This is a genomic window from Tessaracoccus sp., from assembly GCF_016714275.1.
GTDB lineage: Bacteria > Actinomycetota > Actinomycetes > Propionibacteriales > Propionibacteriaceae > Arachnia.
In genome coordinates this window covers 192,940-208,315 of the sequence record NZ_JADJNP010000001.1, presented here as the reverse complement: position 1 = coordinate 208,315, position 15,376 = coordinate 192,940, and the positions used below count along the sequence as shown (strand labels likewise).

15 protein-coding genes are annotated in these 15,376 nt (G+C 67.6%); 7 read left to right on the top strand and 8 right to left on the bottom strand.

Translation table 11 applies throughout. The features are described from left to right. Window positions 1–49 precede the first annotated feature (49 nt). Window positions 50–1,570 (bottom strand): DNA recombination protein RmuC, encoded by a 1,521-nt coding sequence (locus IPJ61_RS00990; RefSeq protein ID WP_297102136.1) that lies wholly within the window; start codon window positions 1,568–1,570, stop codon window positions 50–52. Window positions 1,571–1,648: 78 nt separating this feature from the next. On the opposite strand from IPJ61_RS00990, the gene IPJ61_RS00985 reads away from it, so the two are divergent. From IPJ61_RS00985 to efeB, 4 genes are all read left to right on the top strand, one after another. Beyond that, the gene (locus tag IPJ61_RS00985) at window positions 1,649–2,902 is read left to right on the top strand and encodes a M18 family aminopeptidase (protein ID WP_297102134.1); all 1,254 of its coding nucleotides are present in this window, start codon (window positions 1,649–1,651) and stop codon (window positions 2,900–2,902) included. A gap of 168 nt (window positions 2,903–3,070) precedes the next feature. Further along, window positions 3,071–3,922 (top strand): iron uptake transporter permease EfeU, encoded by an 852-nt coding sequence (gene efeU, locus IPJ61_RS00980; protein WP_297102132.1) that lies wholly within the window; start codon window positions 3,071–3,073, stop codon window positions 3,920–3,922. Further along, window positions 3,919–5,091 carry an iron uptake system protein EfeO gene (gene efeO / locus IPJ61_RS00975; RefSeq protein WP_297102130.1) on the top strand — a complete coding sequence of 391 codons (1,173 nt, stop codon included), beginning with the start codon at window positions 3,919–3,921 and terminating at the stop codon, window positions 5,089–5,091. Before efeU ends, efeO begins: the two co-directional genes overlap by 4 nt. Beyond that, complete coding sequence (efeB, locus tag IPJ61_RS00970; RefSeq protein ID WP_297102128.1) at window positions 5,088–6,359, top strand: iron uptake transporter deferrochelatase/peroxidase subunit; 1,272 nt, start codon at window positions 5,088–5,090, stop codon at window positions 6,357–6,359. The genes efeO and efeB overlap by 4 nt, the downstream gene beginning before the upstream one ends. Here efeB and IPJ61_RS00965 read toward each other — a convergent pair. From IPJ61_RS00965 to IPJ61_RS00950, 4 genes are all read right to left on the bottom strand, one after another. After that, window positions 6,349–7,209, bottom strand: coding sequence for an iron ABC transporter ATP-binding protein (locus tag IPJ61_RS00965; protein WP_297102126.1), 861 nt, complete (start codon window positions 7,207–7,209; stop codon window positions 6,349–6,351). The two genes, efeB and IPJ61_RS00965, sit on opposite strands and share 11 nt — an antisense overlap. Further along, window positions 7,206–8,237 (bottom strand): iron chelate uptake ABC transporter family permease subunit, encoded by a 1,032-nt coding sequence (locus IPJ61_RS00960; RefSeq protein WP_297102124.1) that lies wholly within the window; start codon window positions 8,235–8,237, stop codon window positions 7,206–7,208. Before IPJ61_RS00960 ends, IPJ61_RS00965 begins: the two co-directional genes overlap by 4 nt. Before the next feature lie 3 nt (window positions 8,238–8,240). After that, window positions 8,241–9,248: an ABC transporter permease gene (locus IPJ61_RS00955; protein WP_297102122.1), complete on the bottom strand. Its 1,008-nt coding sequence runs from the start codon at window positions 9,246–9,248 to the stop codon at window positions 8,241–8,243. 90 nt (window positions 9,249–9,338) lie between these two features. Beyond that, on the bottom strand, window positions 9,339–10,355 hold the full coding sequence (locus IPJ61_RS00950) for a siderophore ABC transporter substrate-binding protein (RefSeq protein WP_297102120.1): 1,017 nt from the start codon (window positions 10,353–10,355) through the stop codon (window positions 9,339–9,341). Window positions 10,356–10,728: 373 nt separating this feature from the next. Here IPJ61_RS00950 and ychF point away from each other — a divergent pair, with 373 nt between their 5' ends. Further along, window positions 10,729–11,802 carry a redox-regulated ATPase YchF gene (ychF, locus tag IPJ61_RS00945; protein ID WP_297102118.1) on the top strand — a complete coding sequence of 358 codons (1,074 nt, stop codon included), beginning with the start codon at window positions 10,729–10,731 and terminating at the stop codon, window positions 11,800–11,802. 419 nt (window positions 11,803–12,221) lie between these two features. Beyond that, on the top strand, window positions 12,222–12,473 hold the full coding sequence (locus tag IPJ61_RS00940; protein WP_297102116.1) for a hypothetical protein: 252 nt from the start codon (window positions 12,222–12,224) through the stop codon (window positions 12,471–12,473). A 267-nt stretch (window positions 12,474–12,740) separates the two neighbouring features. On the opposite strand, the gene IPJ61_RS00935 is transcribed toward IPJ61_RS00940, so the two are convergent. After that, window positions 12,741–13,427, bottom strand: a complete 687-nt coding sequence (locus tag IPJ61_RS00935; protein ID WP_297102114.1) for a hypothetical protein — start codon at window positions 13,425–13,427, stop codon at window positions 12,741–12,743. Window positions 13,428–13,477: 50 nt separating this feature from the next. Between IPJ61_RS00935 and IPJ61_RS00930 the strand changes: the two genes are divergently transcribed. Further along, window positions 13,478–13,921: a GNAT family N-acetyltransferase gene (locus tag IPJ61_RS00930; protein ID WP_297102113.1), complete on the top strand. Its 444-nt coding sequence runs from the start codon at window positions 13,478–13,480 to the stop codon at window positions 13,919–13,921. Window positions 13,922–13,960: 39 nt separating this feature from the next. On the opposite strand, the gene IPJ61_RS00925 is transcribed toward IPJ61_RS00930, so the two are convergent. Continuing rightward, the gene (locus IPJ61_RS00925; RefSeq protein WP_297102111.1) at window positions 13,961–14,461 is read right to left on the bottom strand and encodes a GNAT family N-acetyltransferase; all 501 of its coding nucleotides are present in this window, start codon (window positions 14,459–14,461) and stop codon (window positions 13,961–13,963) included. Between the two features lie 427 nt (window positions 14,462–14,888). Then, complete coding sequence (locus tag IPJ61_RS00920) at window positions 14,889–15,287, bottom strand: hypothetical protein (protein ID WP_297102109.1); 399 nt, start codon at window positions 15,285–15,287, stop codon at window positions 14,889–14,891. Window positions 15,288–15,376: the final 89 nt, after the last annotated feature.

Below are 15,376 nucleotides of genomic sequence, written 5' to 3'. Positions count from 1 at the left end.
CGCACGGGCGCGAGCGGGTCTCGGGAATCTGTGGATAAGTCGAGACGGCTCAGCCAGCGGTGCCGGTGCCGTCGCGGCGGAGCTGACGGACGGCAGAGGTGTCGTCGGCGAAAAGGGTGCGCTCGCGGTCCTCGGTGAAGAGCGTGCGCTCGCGGTCGCGGTCCTCCGCGTAGGTGATCATCTCGGCAACGGCGGGCTGGCGCGTGGTCTCAGCGAGGGGGTCAAGCTGGGTGAGTTCCTCGTTGGTGACCTCAAGGTCGCGGAAGCGGCGGGCCGAGACCATGACGCGGCTCTCCAGCGTGGCGACGGCGCTGTTGTAGGCCTTCACGGAGCTGGTGAGCGAACGACCGAGCTTGTCGAAGTGGGAGCCGAGTGTGGCGAGGCGCTGGTGCAGCTCACGGCCCAGCTTGGAGATCTGCCCGGCGGTCTCCGCCAGCGCGACCTGCTTCCAGCCGTTGGCCACGATCTGCAGCTGCGGGATCAGCAGGCCAGGAGAAGAGAGGACGATGTGCTTGCGCGTGGCGTAGTCGTGCAGGTCGGGCAGGTGTTCGAGCGCCAGGCGATAGATCTCGTCTGACGGCAGATAGAGAACCACGAACTCCGGCGAACCGAGGTCGAGCTGCCAGTACCCCTTGTCCGAGAGCTGATCGATGTGAGCGCGCACGTTACGCGCGAAAGAAAGGAAGTGCGCGCGCTGCTGCGCCTCGTCCTCGGTGTTGTACGCCTCAAGGACGGCGGCCAACGGCACCTTCGAGTCGACAAAGATGACTTTGCCCGCGGGGAGGTTGACGCGGAGATCCGGACGGAAGCGGCCGTCGTCGGAGACGTAGGTCTGCTGCGTGTCGAAGTCGCAGCGCTCGGTGAGCCCGGAGATCTCGACGATGCGCTTCAGGCTGCGCTCGCCCCAGGCTCCGCGCACCTGGGGGGTGCGCAGCGCGTTGGACAGACTGGTGGTCTCGCGGCGGATGGCCTCGCCGGAACGCTGTACCGCCGCGACCTGTTCGCTGAGCTCCGCCGCCATCCGCGCTCGGTCGAGTTCCACCAACTGCAGCTTCTCCTGCATCTGCCGCAGCCCATCCGTAAGCGGCGCGACCAACTGCTCGGTGGCCTTCAGCCGCTGCTCCGTCGCGGCGTCCGCCTGCCTGCCCTGCCGCTCCAACGACTCGGCGCTCAGCACCTTGAACTGGTTCAGCAGCGCCTCGCGGTCCGCGGCCTGCTCCTCCGCCTTCTGCACCGCCGCGTCACGCTGCGCCGTTGCCGCGGCAACCTGCGCCGCAACCCGCACCGTCTCGCCCCTCGCCTCGGCGACCAGTCGCTGCGCCTCGGCCACCGTCGTCCTCAGCTCCGCGGCCTCCAGCGACTGACGCGTCGCGTCAGCCCGGACGGCCGCCAACTCCTCGCGGACACGTACTGCTTCGGCACGCGCCGTCGATGCCTCCTCCTGCACAGCCGTGAGGGCGCGCGGGTCAGCATCAGTCTGCGGCTGGGCCGCAGCACCGGTGGCGCGGGCCACCCAGAAGCCGGCGGCGGCACCCAGGATGAGAGCCAGGAGAAGCAGGAGGAGATCCATACGGACAAGCTAATCAGGGCCCACCGACATTTTCCGCGCGGCTCCCCGGCGAGTGCCGATCTGGCTACCCTGAGGCTCATGTCCAGCCCGCACATCGAGCAACTCGCGGCGTTCGTCACGGCGTCGCCCACTAGCTACCACACAGCCGCGGAGATCGCCCGGCGGCTGGATGCGGCGGGGTTCCGACGGGTAGATCCCGCGCGACCGTTCGACGCCCCGAGTGGACGCCGCTACCTGCAGCGCGACGGCGCCGTCGTCGCGTGGATCGCACCGGAGGACCTGACCGAGGACGCGGGGTTCCGCATCGTCGGCACGCACACCGATTCGCCCGGGTTCAAGGTGAAGCCGGGACCGCCGCCGCAGTCGGCCGGGTGGACGGGTGTCGGCGTCGAGGTCTACGGCGGACCGCTGCTGAACTCCTGGCTCGACCGAGACCTCGGCATCGCGGGTCGCATCGTGACGATCGACGGCGCTGTCCACCTGGTCAAGAGCGGGCCTATCGCGCGCATCCCGCAGCTCGCCATCCACCTGGACCGCACCGCCAACGAGGCGCTGAAGCTGGATCGGCAGGCGCACACGCAGCCTGTTCTCGCCGTCGAGCTGCGCGGCTCGCTCCTCGAACACCTCTGCGGGCTCGCCGGCATCGACGTCGGCCAGGTCGCCTTCCACGACCTCTTCACGTTCGACACCCAGCCGTCGACGGTCGTCGGCCTCGAGCAGGAGTTCCTCGCCTCCGCGCGGCTGGACAACCTGCTCTCAACCCACGCGGCGTTGGCTGCCATCGAGGCCGTTGAACAGACCCGGGACATCGTCGTCTTCGCCGCGTTCGACCACGAGGAGGTCGGCTCCGACACGGCCACGGGCGCGGGAGGACCCGTTCTGCAGGATGTCCTGGAGCGGATCGCCGCCGGCTACGGGCTGAACCTCGACGAGACCCGCGCGATGTTCGCGCGATCCAGCTGCGTCTCGGCGGACTGCGGGCACCTCGTCCATCCCAACTACCCGGGCGTGCACGATCCGATGAACCGCCCGCTGCCCAACCGTGGCCCGTTGCTGAAGATCAACGCCAACCAGCGGTATGCGACCGACGCTGTCGGCGCCGCGATCTGGCTCCGGGCCTGCGCGTCAGCCGATGTCCCCACGCAGGCGTTCGTGTCGAACAACGCGGTGCCTTGCGGCTCGACGATCGGCCCGATCACCGCGACCCGTCTTGGCATCACGACTGTCGACGTCGGCGTAGGTCTGCTGAGCATGCACTCGGCGCGCGAACTCTGCGGCGTCGACGACCCTGAGTACCTCGCCCGCGCCGTGCGCGCGTACTGGGAGGGCTAGGTCGGCCTCGCTGGACCGTGCGGCGGCTCCGGCCGGATTGAGCCGGCCCTGCGCGAAGCGCCGGGGCCGTGTCGAAATCAACCAGTGGCCATGGCCACTGAGCGGACGGATTTTGCGTCGGCGGGTCGGAGAGGTCTACTCTCGCCTTGAATAGATAAGGCAAGGCGCATGTTAGCAAATTTCCTGATCGGGCTCCGGGAGGGACTCGAGGCCGCGCTGATCGTCAGCATCCTGCTGGCGTACCTCGTCAAAGCCGATCGTCGTCACGATCTGCGCTACATCTGGGCGGGCGTCGGCATCGCTGTCGGCATCTCGCTGCTCTTCGGCGCCATCCTCACGTACGGGCCGAAGGGGCTGACGTTCGAGGCGCAGGAGATCATCGGCGGCACGCTGTCGATCGTCGCCGTCGGCTTCGTCACGTGGATGATCCTCTGGATGGCGACGGCGGCCCGGGGGCTGAGCGCGACCCTGCGCAGCTCGGTCGACGGCGCAACAAAGCCATGGTCGCTCACCGTCGTCGCGCTGCTCGCCGTTGGGCGTGAAGGCCTGGAGACGGCGCTGTTCATCTGGGCCGCCACCCAGGCGGCCGCCCGCGACACCGGCGCCACGTTCCAGCCGCTCCTCGGGGCGTTGCTGGGCATCGTCGTCGCCGTCGTCCTCGGGTACCTGATCTACCGCGGCGCGCTACGGATCAACCTGTCCAAGTTCTTCACGTGGACGGGCGCGTTCCTCATCGTCGTCGCCGCGGGCGTGCTCGCCTACGGCGTCCACGACCTGCAGGAGGCGGGCGTTCTGCCGGGCCTGCACACGATCGCCTTCGACGTCAGTCACGTCATCACGCTCGACAGCGTCCTCGGCACCGTCCTCAAGGGCGTCTTCAACTTCTCGCCGGTCACGACCGTGCTCGAGGCCACCGTCTGGGTGGCCTACGTGGTCGTCGTCGGCGGCCTCTTCATCCAGCGCAATCGCGCCGCGCACCGGCCGGCGCCCACCCCACTTCCTCAAGGAGCAACCCGATGATCCGCCGCCTTCTCCTCCCGACGATCGCCGTCGGCCTGCTCGCCGCCACGGCCTGCACCGACAACGCCCCCGCCCCTGCACCGGGCGATACCGAAGCCAATGCCCGCGTCCTCACCGTCGCCGCGTCCGACACCGAGTGCAAGGTTTCGGCCGCGGAGGCGCCGTCGGGCACCATCACCTTCAAGGTCACCAACGAGGGCACGAAGATCAACGAGTTCTACCTCCTCGGCGAGGACGGGCTCCGGATCATCGCGGAGATCGAGAACGTCGGCCCCGGGCTCACCCGCGACCTGGTGTTGACGGCCCCTGCGGGCACCTACTTCACGGCCTGCAAGCCGGGCATGGTCGGCGAGGGCATCCGTGGCGGCTTCACCGTCACCGACTCGGGCGAGCCCGTCGGTCCCACCGGCGAGGACGCCGACCTGGTGAAGGAAGCGGACACGCAGTACGCGTCCTACGTCCGCGACCAGGTCGACCAGCTGCTGGTCAAGACCCAGCAGTTCGCGCAGCTCGTCACGGAGCGCAAGGACGACGAGGCGCGTGCCCTTTACGCCGACGCCCGCGTCCACTGGGAGCGCGTCGAGACCGTCGCCGAGAGCTTCGGCGACCTCGACCCGCAGATGGACGCCCGCGAGGCGGACCTTGAGGAGGGCGACGCGTTCACCGGCTGGCACCGCCTTGAGAAGGACCTCTGGCCCCAGCGCGCCGATGGCTACACCGCGATGACCGATGCCGAGCGCACCGAGATCGCCGACAAGCTCGTCGCCGACACCCAAACGCTCTACGACCGCACCCGCGACATGGCCTTCAGCGCCTCCGACATCGCCAATGGTGCAAAGGGCCTGCTCGACGAGGTCGCCACCGGCAAGGTCACCGGCGAGGAGGAGTACTGGTCGCGCACCGACCTCTGGGACTTCCAGGCCAACGTCGACGGCGCCCGCGTCGCCTGGGAGGGCCTGCGCCCGCTGCTGCAGCGCAAGGACAAGGCCCTCGACGACCAGATCGCCAAGGCGTTCGATGAGCTCCAGACGCTGCTCGACGCCCAGCGCAAGGGCGACGGCTTCGTCACGTACGACCAACTGACCGACGAGCAGGTCAAGCAGCTCTCCGACGCCGTCAACACGTTGAGCGAGCCGCTGTCGAAGATCGCGGGTGTGATCCTGGCATGAGCGACGTCAGTCGGCGCGGCCTCTTCGGCGCCGCCGCGGTCGGCGGTGCTGCGGCGGGGGCGCTGGTGCTCGCCAACGTCGCATCCCGATCCGGCGAGCCCGCGTCGACGTCCGGCGCCGAGCGCGCCTACCCGTACTTCGGCGAGCACCAGGCGGGCATCGTCACCCCAGCACAGGACCGGATGCACTTCGCGGCGTTCGACGTCGCGTACGGCGTCGATCGCGACGGGCTGATCTCGCTGCTGCGCGACTGGACCGACGCCGCGGCCCGCATGACCCAGGGGAGCTCGGCAGGCGAGCTCGACCCCATGTCCGGCCCATACGACGCCCCGCCGCAGGACACCGGCGAGGCCTATGGACTGCCGCCGTCGGGTCTGACGATCACGTTCGGCTTCGGCCCTACGCTGTTCGTCGACGGCCGCGGCAAGGACCGGTTCGGGATCGGCGAGCGCTGCCCGGAGGCTCTTCAGCGTCTGCCCCACTTCGTCGCCGACAACCTCAACCCGGCCGTCTCCGACGGTGATCTCTGCGTTCAGGCGTGTGCCGACGACCCGCAGGTCGCGGTGCACGCCGTTCGGAACCTCACCAGGATCGCGTTCGGCCGCGCCGTGCTGCGCTGGTCACAGCTGGGGTTCGGAAGGACGTCGTCGACGAGCATCACGCAGGAGACGCCCCGCAACCTTTTCGGGTTCAAGGACGGCACGATGGGGCTGCGCGGCGAGCAGACGGACCTGATCGACGAGCACGTCTGGGTGCCGTCGGGCGCGGACCCTGCGGCCGAGTGGCTCGCGGGCGGCTCGTACCTGGTGGCGCGCAAGATCAAGATGCAGATCGAGACCTGGGACCGTTCCGCGATGCGCGAGCAGGAGACGATCGTCGGGCGCACCAAGCGCGAGGGAGCGCCGCTGTCCGGGGGACAGGAGTTCGACCAGCCCGACTTCGCGCTCCTCGGACGAGAGGGGACTCCGATCATGGATGTTGACTCGCATGTCGCGCTTGCACACCCCGACCACAACGACGGCGTGCACATGCTGCGCCGCGGCTACAACTACGTCGACGGCAACGACCAGCTGGGCCGGCTGTCCGCGGGCCTGTTCTTCATCGCCTTCGTGACCGACCCGCGCACGCACTACATCCCGATGCAGTCGCGGATGAGCCGTAACGACCTGATGATGGAGTATCTGCAGCACATCGGCTCGGGTCTCTGGGCCGTCCCCCCAGGCATTCGTGAGGGCGACTTCGTCGGCAAGGCCCTCTTCACTGGTTGAGTGTCAGCGGCACGGAGCCGTCGACCACGGGGACGCCGTCGAGGCAGCACCCCCTACCCGGCTGCTTGTGGCAGCGCTCGCACACCGGCACGGGCAGGTAGAAGTGGGCGATGCGACGGCCGCGGTACTCGGCCACCTCGATCTCCAGGTCGAACACCTCCGCGAGTAGCTCCTGCTGCACGATCTCCGACGGCGTCCCGATCGCCACGATGCCGCCGTTCTTCATCGCCACGATCTGGTCCGCCCAGCACGACGCGTAGTTGATGTCGTGCACCACGATCACGACGGTCTTGCCCAGCTGGTCGGCGGCGCGGCGGAGCGTCTGCAGCATCGCGTGCGAGTGCGACACGTCCAGGTTGTTCAGCGGCTCGTCGAGCAGCACGTACTCGGTGTCCTGGGCCAGCACCATCGCGACGTAGGCGCGCTGCCGCTGGCCGCCGGAGAGCTGGTCCAAGTACCGACTCTCCAGCCCGCCGAGGTCGAGGAAGTCGATGGCCTGGCTGATCTTCTCCTCGTCGTGCGGTGTCAATCGTCCTTGCGAGTGGGGGTAGCGGCCGAACCCGACGAGTTGGCGCACGGTGAGCCGCGTGATGAAGTGGTTCTCCTGGCGGAGGATCGACACGATCTTTGCGAGATCCTTCGACTTCGTTGTGGCGACGTCGTAGCCCGCGATTTCGATGGCGCCGGCGTCCATGCCGAGCAGGCGTCCAATCATCGTCAGCAGCGTCGACTTGCCTGCGCCGTTCGCCCCGACGAGCGCGGTGATGCCGCCCTCCGGGATCTCCAGGTCCACGGGGCCGATCGCGACCTCGCTGCTGTAGGTCTTCAACACCCCTTTGAGCGTGATCACAGGCGTCCCTTTCGGAGGAGGACCAGCAGGAAGATGCCGCCGCCGACCAGCTCGATGATGATCGAGACGACGCCCTGGGCGTAGAAGACGTGCTTCATGATGAAGTACGAGCCGGTCAGGACGATGAAGGCGGTGGCCACCGACATCGGGAAGATGTAGCGGTGGTCGTAGGTGTCGGCGAGCTGATAGGCGAGCGTCGCGACGAGGAAGCCGAGGAACGTCATCGGACCCACGAGGGCCGTGGAGACGGCCATCAAGATGGAGACGAAGAACAGCGTCACCATGGTCTGGCGGCGGTGGTTGATGCCCAGGCTGATGGCGGCGTCGCGGCCCAGGCCCAGCAGGTTGAGGTTCTTGGCGTTGAGCCAAAGCCCTGCCCCTGCGACGGCCGCGAGCGGAATGGCGTAGGGCAGGTAGGCGGCGTCGGCCTGGCCGATGCTGCCGAACAGGCGCGCGGCCAGTACGTCGAACTCGCTGGGCGTCAGCAGGCGCTGCATGAACGTCGCTATGGACCCCAGGCCCGCGCCGAGGATGATGCCCACCAGCAGCATGACCTGCAGGTTGCCGTACTTGCCGGACAGCAGCCAGCCGTACAGCAGCAGGGCGAAGCCCACCATGAGCGCCACCTGCAGCAGGAACTGGGGGACGCCCCGGAGGGCCGTGATCCCCGCGATGCCGAGGAAGTACACCGAGGCGGTCTGCACCGCGCGATAGAGCGACTCGAAGCCCATGATCGACGGCGTGATGATGCGGTTGTTCGTGGCGGTCTGGAAGCTCACCGTCGCGATGGCCTGGCAGAACGCCACGATGAGGATGACGACGACGCTGGTGGCCCGCATCTTCGCGATGGTCCAGAATCCCTCCGTGCCCATCGGCATGGGGTTGTCCCAGGCGAGGAGGCCGAAAGCGAAGAGCAGGGAGAGCGCGAGCAGAGCGATCAGCAGCGTCCAGTAGCGCCGTCGGGCCTTGCCGGGGGGAAGGGCGTCGGAGGAACGCGGGAGCGCGGGCTGGAGTCCCGGTTGGAGCATGGGTCACGCCCTCCTGCGCTGCCGCAGCAGCAGGGCGATGAACACCGCGGCGCCGACGACGCCGAGGATCAGGGAGACCGGCACCTCGAACGGCATGATGATCGTTCGCCCGATGAGGTCGCACACCGTGACGATCGCGATGCCGAGCAGGGCCACCCAGGGCAGGTTGGAGCGCAGGTCGTCGCCGCGCACCATGGAGACGATGTTGGGCACGATGAGGCCGAGGAACGGCAGGTTGCCGACGACGACGGTGACAACGCCGGTGGCGATGGCGATCAATCCGGTGCCGAGCAACATGACGCGCTGGTAGTTGAGGCCGACGTTCGTGGCGATGTCCTCGCCTAGTCCCGCGAGCGTGAACCGGTCGGCGACGACGAAGACCGCGATCACGACGATCAGGACGATCCACAGCGGCTCGTACTGACCGCGGATCACTGAGGTGAAGCTCCCGGCGAACCACACACCCAGGTTCTGCAGCGCGTTGAACTGCAACGCGAGGAAGGTCGAGACGGCTCCGACCACGGCGCCGAGCATGATGCCGATGATCGGCACGATCAGTGAGGCCTTCAGCGATACCCGCCGGATGAAGGCGAAGAAGATCATGGTGCCGACAAAGGAGAAGGCGACGGCCACGACCATCTTGGTCATGAGGCCCGCCGTCGGGAAGAAGATCAGGACCGTCAGGAGTCCCAAGCCCGCCCACTCCGTGGTGCCGGTGGTGGTGGGTTCGACGAAGCGATTCTGCGTGAGCAGCTGCATCACGAGGCCCGACATCGCCATCACGGCGCCGGAGAGCACGAGCGCGATGGTGCGGGGAACGCGGGTGATCTGGAACATCTCCGCGCCGTCCTCGGCGCCGAATGTGTCGTACACGCCGGTGAAAAGCGAGAGGACGAGCAGGCCGGCGACGACGAGGACGCCGACGATCAGCCAGGGGTCGAAGAGTCTGCTTCTGCGCGCAGGAGCAGACGATGCCCCGTCGGGACCCGTCGTCGTCGCGGTCATGGCCATGTGCTCGTCTCCGTCGCTAGACGCTCCGATGGGGTGGGGCGCATCGGTTGATGCTCCCCACCCCATGTCAGAGTGTCGGGTTCTTCACTCTCAGCTCTTGCCCTCGAGGGCGTCGGCGAACTGGTTGAAGAACTTCGTGTAGGTCTGGATGCCCTCGTTCAGGTAGGTGTCCGGCGGCATGATCACTACGTGGCCCTCCTTGATGGCGGTCACGTTGGCCAGGGCCTGGGAGTTCGCCAGCAGGTCTGCGGCGGGCTGGAAGTTCGGATCATCAGCGGCGACGCCCGCGTCGCGGTCCATCACGAGGATCCAGTCCGGGTTCGAGCCCGCGATGGCCTCGACGGAGATGTCGTCGCCCTGGTGGTCGTCGGTGCCCTCCACCTCAAGCGCGGGCGTCAGGCCGAGGAGGCCAAAGACGGGGCCGAGCGTGCGGCCGACACCGGGGGCGAGGTAGCCGATGTTGCCTCCGGAGGTGTTGACGGCCATCACCTTCGCGGAGGGATCGTAGGCGGCCTTGGCGCGCGCGATGGCGGCGTCGAGGTCGTCGTTCAGCTTCTTCGCCTCGGCCTGCTTGCCGAAGATCTCGCCGAGGACCGTGGTCTGGCGCTTCAGCTCGGCGTCGAGGGGCTGGTCCTCGCGGGGATCCAGGTTCAGAACGAGGGCGTTGGGCACCAGCTGCTGGAACTGTTCGGCGAACTGGGTGAAGCGCTGGCCATTGACGATGAGGTCCGGCTGGACGGCGACGACGGCCTCGAGGTCGGGCTCGCCGTGGGTGCCGAGGTCGATGATCGACTCGTTGGCCGCGTAGGAGACGGTGTTCGGCATGAGGGCGCGGGCGGCGGCCTTCAGCTCGATGCCCCACTCGTCGAGGGTCTGGAACGTGCGGTTGTCGGTGGCGACGACGGCGGTCGGCGGCACCGTGACGGTGTGGCTGCCGTTGTTGTCCTCGATGGTCACCGTCGATGCCGCCGGCGCCGGGGCGCTGGAGTTCTGGGCGGGAGACTTCGAGTCCCCGGGGGCGGGGGTGGTGGTGGAGCCGCAGCCGACAAGGGCGAGCGCGGCGCTGAGGGCGAGGGCGGCGGGAGCCAGGGTCCTCTTGATATGCATGGGGATTCTCTTCTGTGCGGGTGCCCCGTCCCGACAACGCGTGTAGCGCGCCGAGCGGTAGGGCGGGGCGTGTACTTCGTGCAAGTCGACGAGCCCCCGTCGCGATCGGGCGCTCGACTTAGCTGAGCCTAACCAGGCCAATTATGGAAACGCAAACCTTGCTCAAAATGCGGGACGCTGGGCCGCGCCCGACGCCCGGCTGTGCCGGGGCTGGGGGATGACCGCTGGTTGAGCCGGGGCTGGGGGATGACCGCTGGTTGAGCCGGACCCCCGCGCGAAGCGCCGGGTCCGTGTCGAAACCAATAGCCCCGACCACGGCACCCGCACCGGCCCGGTTCGAGCGAGGAGCTGGGGAAAGGTAGGCTCACCCCTCGTGGCACTCACCATTGGAATCGTCGGGCTCCCCAACGCCGGCAAGTCGACCCTTTTCAACGCGCTGACGCGCAACAACGTGCTCGCGGCGAACTATCCGTTCGCGACGATCGAGCCGAACGTCGGCGTCGTTGGCGTCCCTGATCCGCGGCTTCCTGAGCTCGCGAAGGTGTTCAAGTCGGAGCGCATCGTGCCGGCGACGGTGAGCTTCGTCGACATCGCCGGCATCGTGAGGGGCGCCTCGCAGGGTGAGGGCATGGGCAACGCGTTCCTGGCGAACATCCGCGAGGCCGACGCGATCTGCCAAGTAACACGCGTGTTCGATGACGAGGACGTCACGCACGTCGACGGCAAGGTCGACCCTGCTTCTGACATCGACACCATCACCACCGAGCTGATCCTTGCCGACCTCGCCACCGTCGAGAAGGCGCTGCCGCGCATCGAGAAGGAGGCGCGGATCAAGAAGGAGTCGCAGCCGAAGGCGGCCGCGTTCAAGGAGGCGAAGGAGGCTCTGGAGTCCGGCAAGGGCGTTCGTACGGCAGGCCTCGACCTCGACGCGTTGTACGAGCTCCATCTGTTGACGGCCAAGCCGTACCTGTACGTGTTCAACTGCGACCAGGACGAGCTGGGCGACGAGGACCTGAAGGCCCGGATGCGCGAGTTGGTCGCGCCCAGCGAGGCCATCTTCCTGGATGCGAAGTTCGAGTCCGAGCTGGTCGAGATGGAGGAGGACGAGGCGCGAGAGTTCCTCGCTGAGATGGGCGTCGAGGAGCCCGGCTTGGATGTTCTCGCGCGCGTCGGTTACGACACCCTCGGCCTGCAGAGCTACCTGACGGCAGGGCCGAAGGAGGCCCGCGGGTGGACGATCAAGAAGGGCGCCACCGCCCCCGAGGCGGCCGGTGTGATCCATACCGACTTCCAGAAGGGTTTCATCAAGGCCCAGGTGATCAGCTTCGACGACCTGATCGCCGCCGGCTCCGAGGCCGCGGCGAAGGCAGCGGGCAAGGTCCGCTTGGAGGGCAAGGACTACGTCATGTCCGACGGCGACGTCGTCGAGTTCCGGTTCAACGTCTGACGCCCGCGCCCGCAAAGAGCTTCTCGCTTTCGGTACCTCCCTGGCGGGGCGAAGCCACGGCAGGGAACGAACCGCCGCTGCGGATGTATAGACCTCCAGTTTCTCCGAGCATTAGGCCCCCGTGCGTCATCAGCAGATCTTCGGTAAGCCTGCGGCGGGCGCATCGGCTCCGACGGCGCGAGACGAAGTGCGGATGCTGGTGCAGAAGAGCTTCTACTCGGCGAAGCACCGGGGGCTGGAAGGCGCTCAGTACGCTGACGTCGTTCCCGCCACAAAGGAGCGGTGGCACTTCGCGCTGGAAGCGGCGGGCCCGGAGCCAGACGCAGCTGAGAGCGATCGGATGGACGCGTACAAAGCCGCGATCATCCTGGCTACCGCGTTGCACGAAGTCGGATTTGGTCGATTCCGAGCTGACGGAAATGGCCGACGACGCGCGAGGCCATCACGTTGACTACTGGCATCTGAACCAGGAGCTGAAGTTCGGGAAGGGGACGGTTCGCACGGCGTCGCCGCAGATCCAGCATGAGCTGTTCGAGGCCGTGCGCGCGCTTGAGGCAACGTTCGGGCATGGGGCGAACTCCGTCGACATCGCCTACGCGAGCCTGTTCGTGAGGATCGCGGCGTGGGAGCACGAGCACCTCGACGCTATTGAGGACGACTTCTACGCGTAGGTGCCCCGTTGAGCAAAGATCGCCCTCGGTGAGTGTGGCGACCGTCGACCGCGGCCGCGATGCGGACCGCGGGATCTCGGTCACGAGAACGGTGCTGTGCCTTGGCCGACAGTCTCACCGTCGGCCAGGTCAAATCTGTTCAGTTGCCCAGCGATCCGGGGCTAGCCATGTTGGATCCGTCAGCATGCTGACGGATCCAACATGGCTATCGCCGTGAGGCGTAGGTCGCTGACGGAATGAGCCTCGTTGGCGATCAGTCCTGACGATTCAGCCTGGAGGAGCGAGCGCGTCGTCGGCACGTCGTAGTTTGTCGCGGAGCGCCTTACGATCCGCTGGCTTCCAAGGGCCGGAGTCGGCCAGCGGGATCTCAGTCATGAAGCGGCGCTCGTTCTCGGGGATCAGTGCGACGACCCGGTCGGGGTCGCTCTCGGCCGTCGCGTACAGGTCTGGGCCGTCGGCGTAGTAGGGGTGGGTCAAGACGAGCCGACCGCTCGTGGTCTGCATGACGTTCGACGGATTGGTGTCCAGTGGACCGCACCAGGGCAGCTCGCGGACGGCGTCGGCGTGGACGCGGGCGACGACTGCGGTCAACTCGGCGAAGTCCGCATCGACGGCCAGCCGGGTGAGGAAGTCGACGGCGTCGGAAACGGGCACGGGGGCCAACCTCTCCATCACTTGGAGGTCACCGCCCCCGGCGAGCCGGCGATGCGCGAACAGCCTGGGTACCCTCCCGGTCCCTGCCGCCTCCCGGTAGAGCCGGGCCGTGTGGGGGCCGACGGGGTCGAACGGGCTGATCCGGGCGACAACATCCCCGTCGGGAGCCGCGAGCGCGAACGCCCAGTCCCCGGCGCCGCACCACGCCCAGCCTTCGCGCCGCAGGAGGCCTTCGACGTCGTGGTGGGTGGCGTCGAGGCCTAGCCCGTCGAAAGCCGGGAGGGGCTGGAGCGCGGTCATGGGACGAGCCTACGGCCCCGGCTGGGCGCGATCTGGTTACGATGCCCGACATGCCCTATACAGCCGTTGATCGGGTTCCGACCATTGCCGAGCATCGCCAGCTAGCCGACCTCGTCGGATGGCAGGACTCCTTCCGGTGGGAGGCGATGGCGGGTTCCTTGGAAGGGTCTTGCTGCGGAACGGTCGTCTTGGACGACGACGGAGCCGTCGTGGCGATGGGGCGTGTCGTCGGCGACGGCGCCTTCTTCTTCTACGTCCAGGACGTTGCCGTTCATCCGCGCCATCGTCGACGCGGTCTCGGGAAGCTGGTCGTGGAGCGGCTCGAGGCGCAAGTGATCGCGTTGGCGGGTGGGACCGCGTTCCTTGGGCTGTTCTCAACGCCGGAGGCCGAGTCGTTGTACCAGGGCACCGGGTTCGAGGTGCGGCCTGGCCTTGCTGGAATGTGGCAGGTCCTGCAGGCGGGGCTCCAGCAACCGGAGCCGCTGCAGGAGTGACAGGAGGCCTTCGGTAGAGCGACTCCCCGTTCGGAGCACTCAGTCCTGACCGGGTGCGACGGCGGGCGGTCGTTCGCGGATCACTTCGCCACCGATGACCTCGCCCGTCGGCCGGAACCCGAGAGAGTCGTAAAGGTGGGCGGCGACGGCGTTCTCCGGGTGATGGCCGAGCCTGATCACTCGGCGTGGATGGTCGTGGTCGAACCGTCGGAGGAAGGCCTGGAGCGCCTGTCGGCCCAGCCCCTGCGCCTGGAACCGGTGGTCGATCATGAACGTGATCAACCAGTACTCGTCGTCGTCGGGATCGATCCCGTAGACGAGGAAGCCGACGGGCGTGTCGCCTCTCGAGATCAGCATGGGACGGAAGTGGCCTTCGAATCGCGACTCGGCAAGCCAGTACACGACGGGCGCGGAGGAGTGGGCGATCTGCTCCGGCGCGACGCTCAGCTGCGTCGCCGCGAACCAGGTGTCTCGGGACACCTCGGCAATGGTCAGCGCGGCGGTGTGGGCTGGTACGGGAACGGAAGCGGGATGGATCAAGGTTCTCCTCATGGTGCGTCTGGAGCATCGCTGCCAAGCCCGCATAGCTTAGTGGGGAGACTCTGCGTCGACGGTGACGAGGCTTGAGCCGGGGTTCTCCGTGCGCTCTGGGAACGCGGGGCGCGAGGCCGTTCGCAGGCCCCGGTTGTTGCTCATGCCGGTTGAGCACCTGACTCCGGCAATAGAGGACCTACGGCGAGCATGGGCACGGACGGTCCGTGCGACTCCCGTCCTCAGCGAGGCTGAAAACGTTCGGTTGCCCAGCGTGTGCGCAACAGCCGGGTTGCGGGCGTCAGCATGCTGGCAGATCCAACCTGGCATCTCGAGAAGGCGCGGTGACTGAACGGAATTGACCTCGGTGAGACCACTGTCGGCATTGATTCACATTGGCTGGCGGCGCTGAACTGAGCCCGGCGGTCCAGCCCGCCTAGGCCAGGGCTGAAAGCCTGACAACGGGCTTGCCCTGGGAATGGGCATAGGCGACCTCGCGGCTGGTCGAGTCGCCGACATAGCCCCCGGGATCGACGACGAGCACGGCATCGGCAAGGTCAATCTTCCTGAGGTGAAGCGCGTCCAGACCAGCCTTCTGCTCGTCGGTGATGATGTCTCCTCGGTGCTGGAATACGGCCGGGGCCAGCACGATCGCGCCGGCGAGCGTCAGCCGTCGGTTCGCGTCCGCCATCTCATCGCGGAACCTCGTCGAGCCACAGATGCACACGATCCGCGGCCGATCGGCGGTTGGCTCGCATAGCACAGCCGGCATCTGCCGCCCGGGTCGGTGGGTCGGTGCCTGCCTCGGGTCGGGATCTGGGATGTCGTCCTCCATGGTGCTCCTTCTCGGCAAGACTACGTGCTCCAATGTCAGTGCAGGTTCCAGCGCCAGGCCTGATGGCGGGCTCCGGGCGTGAGCTCTTA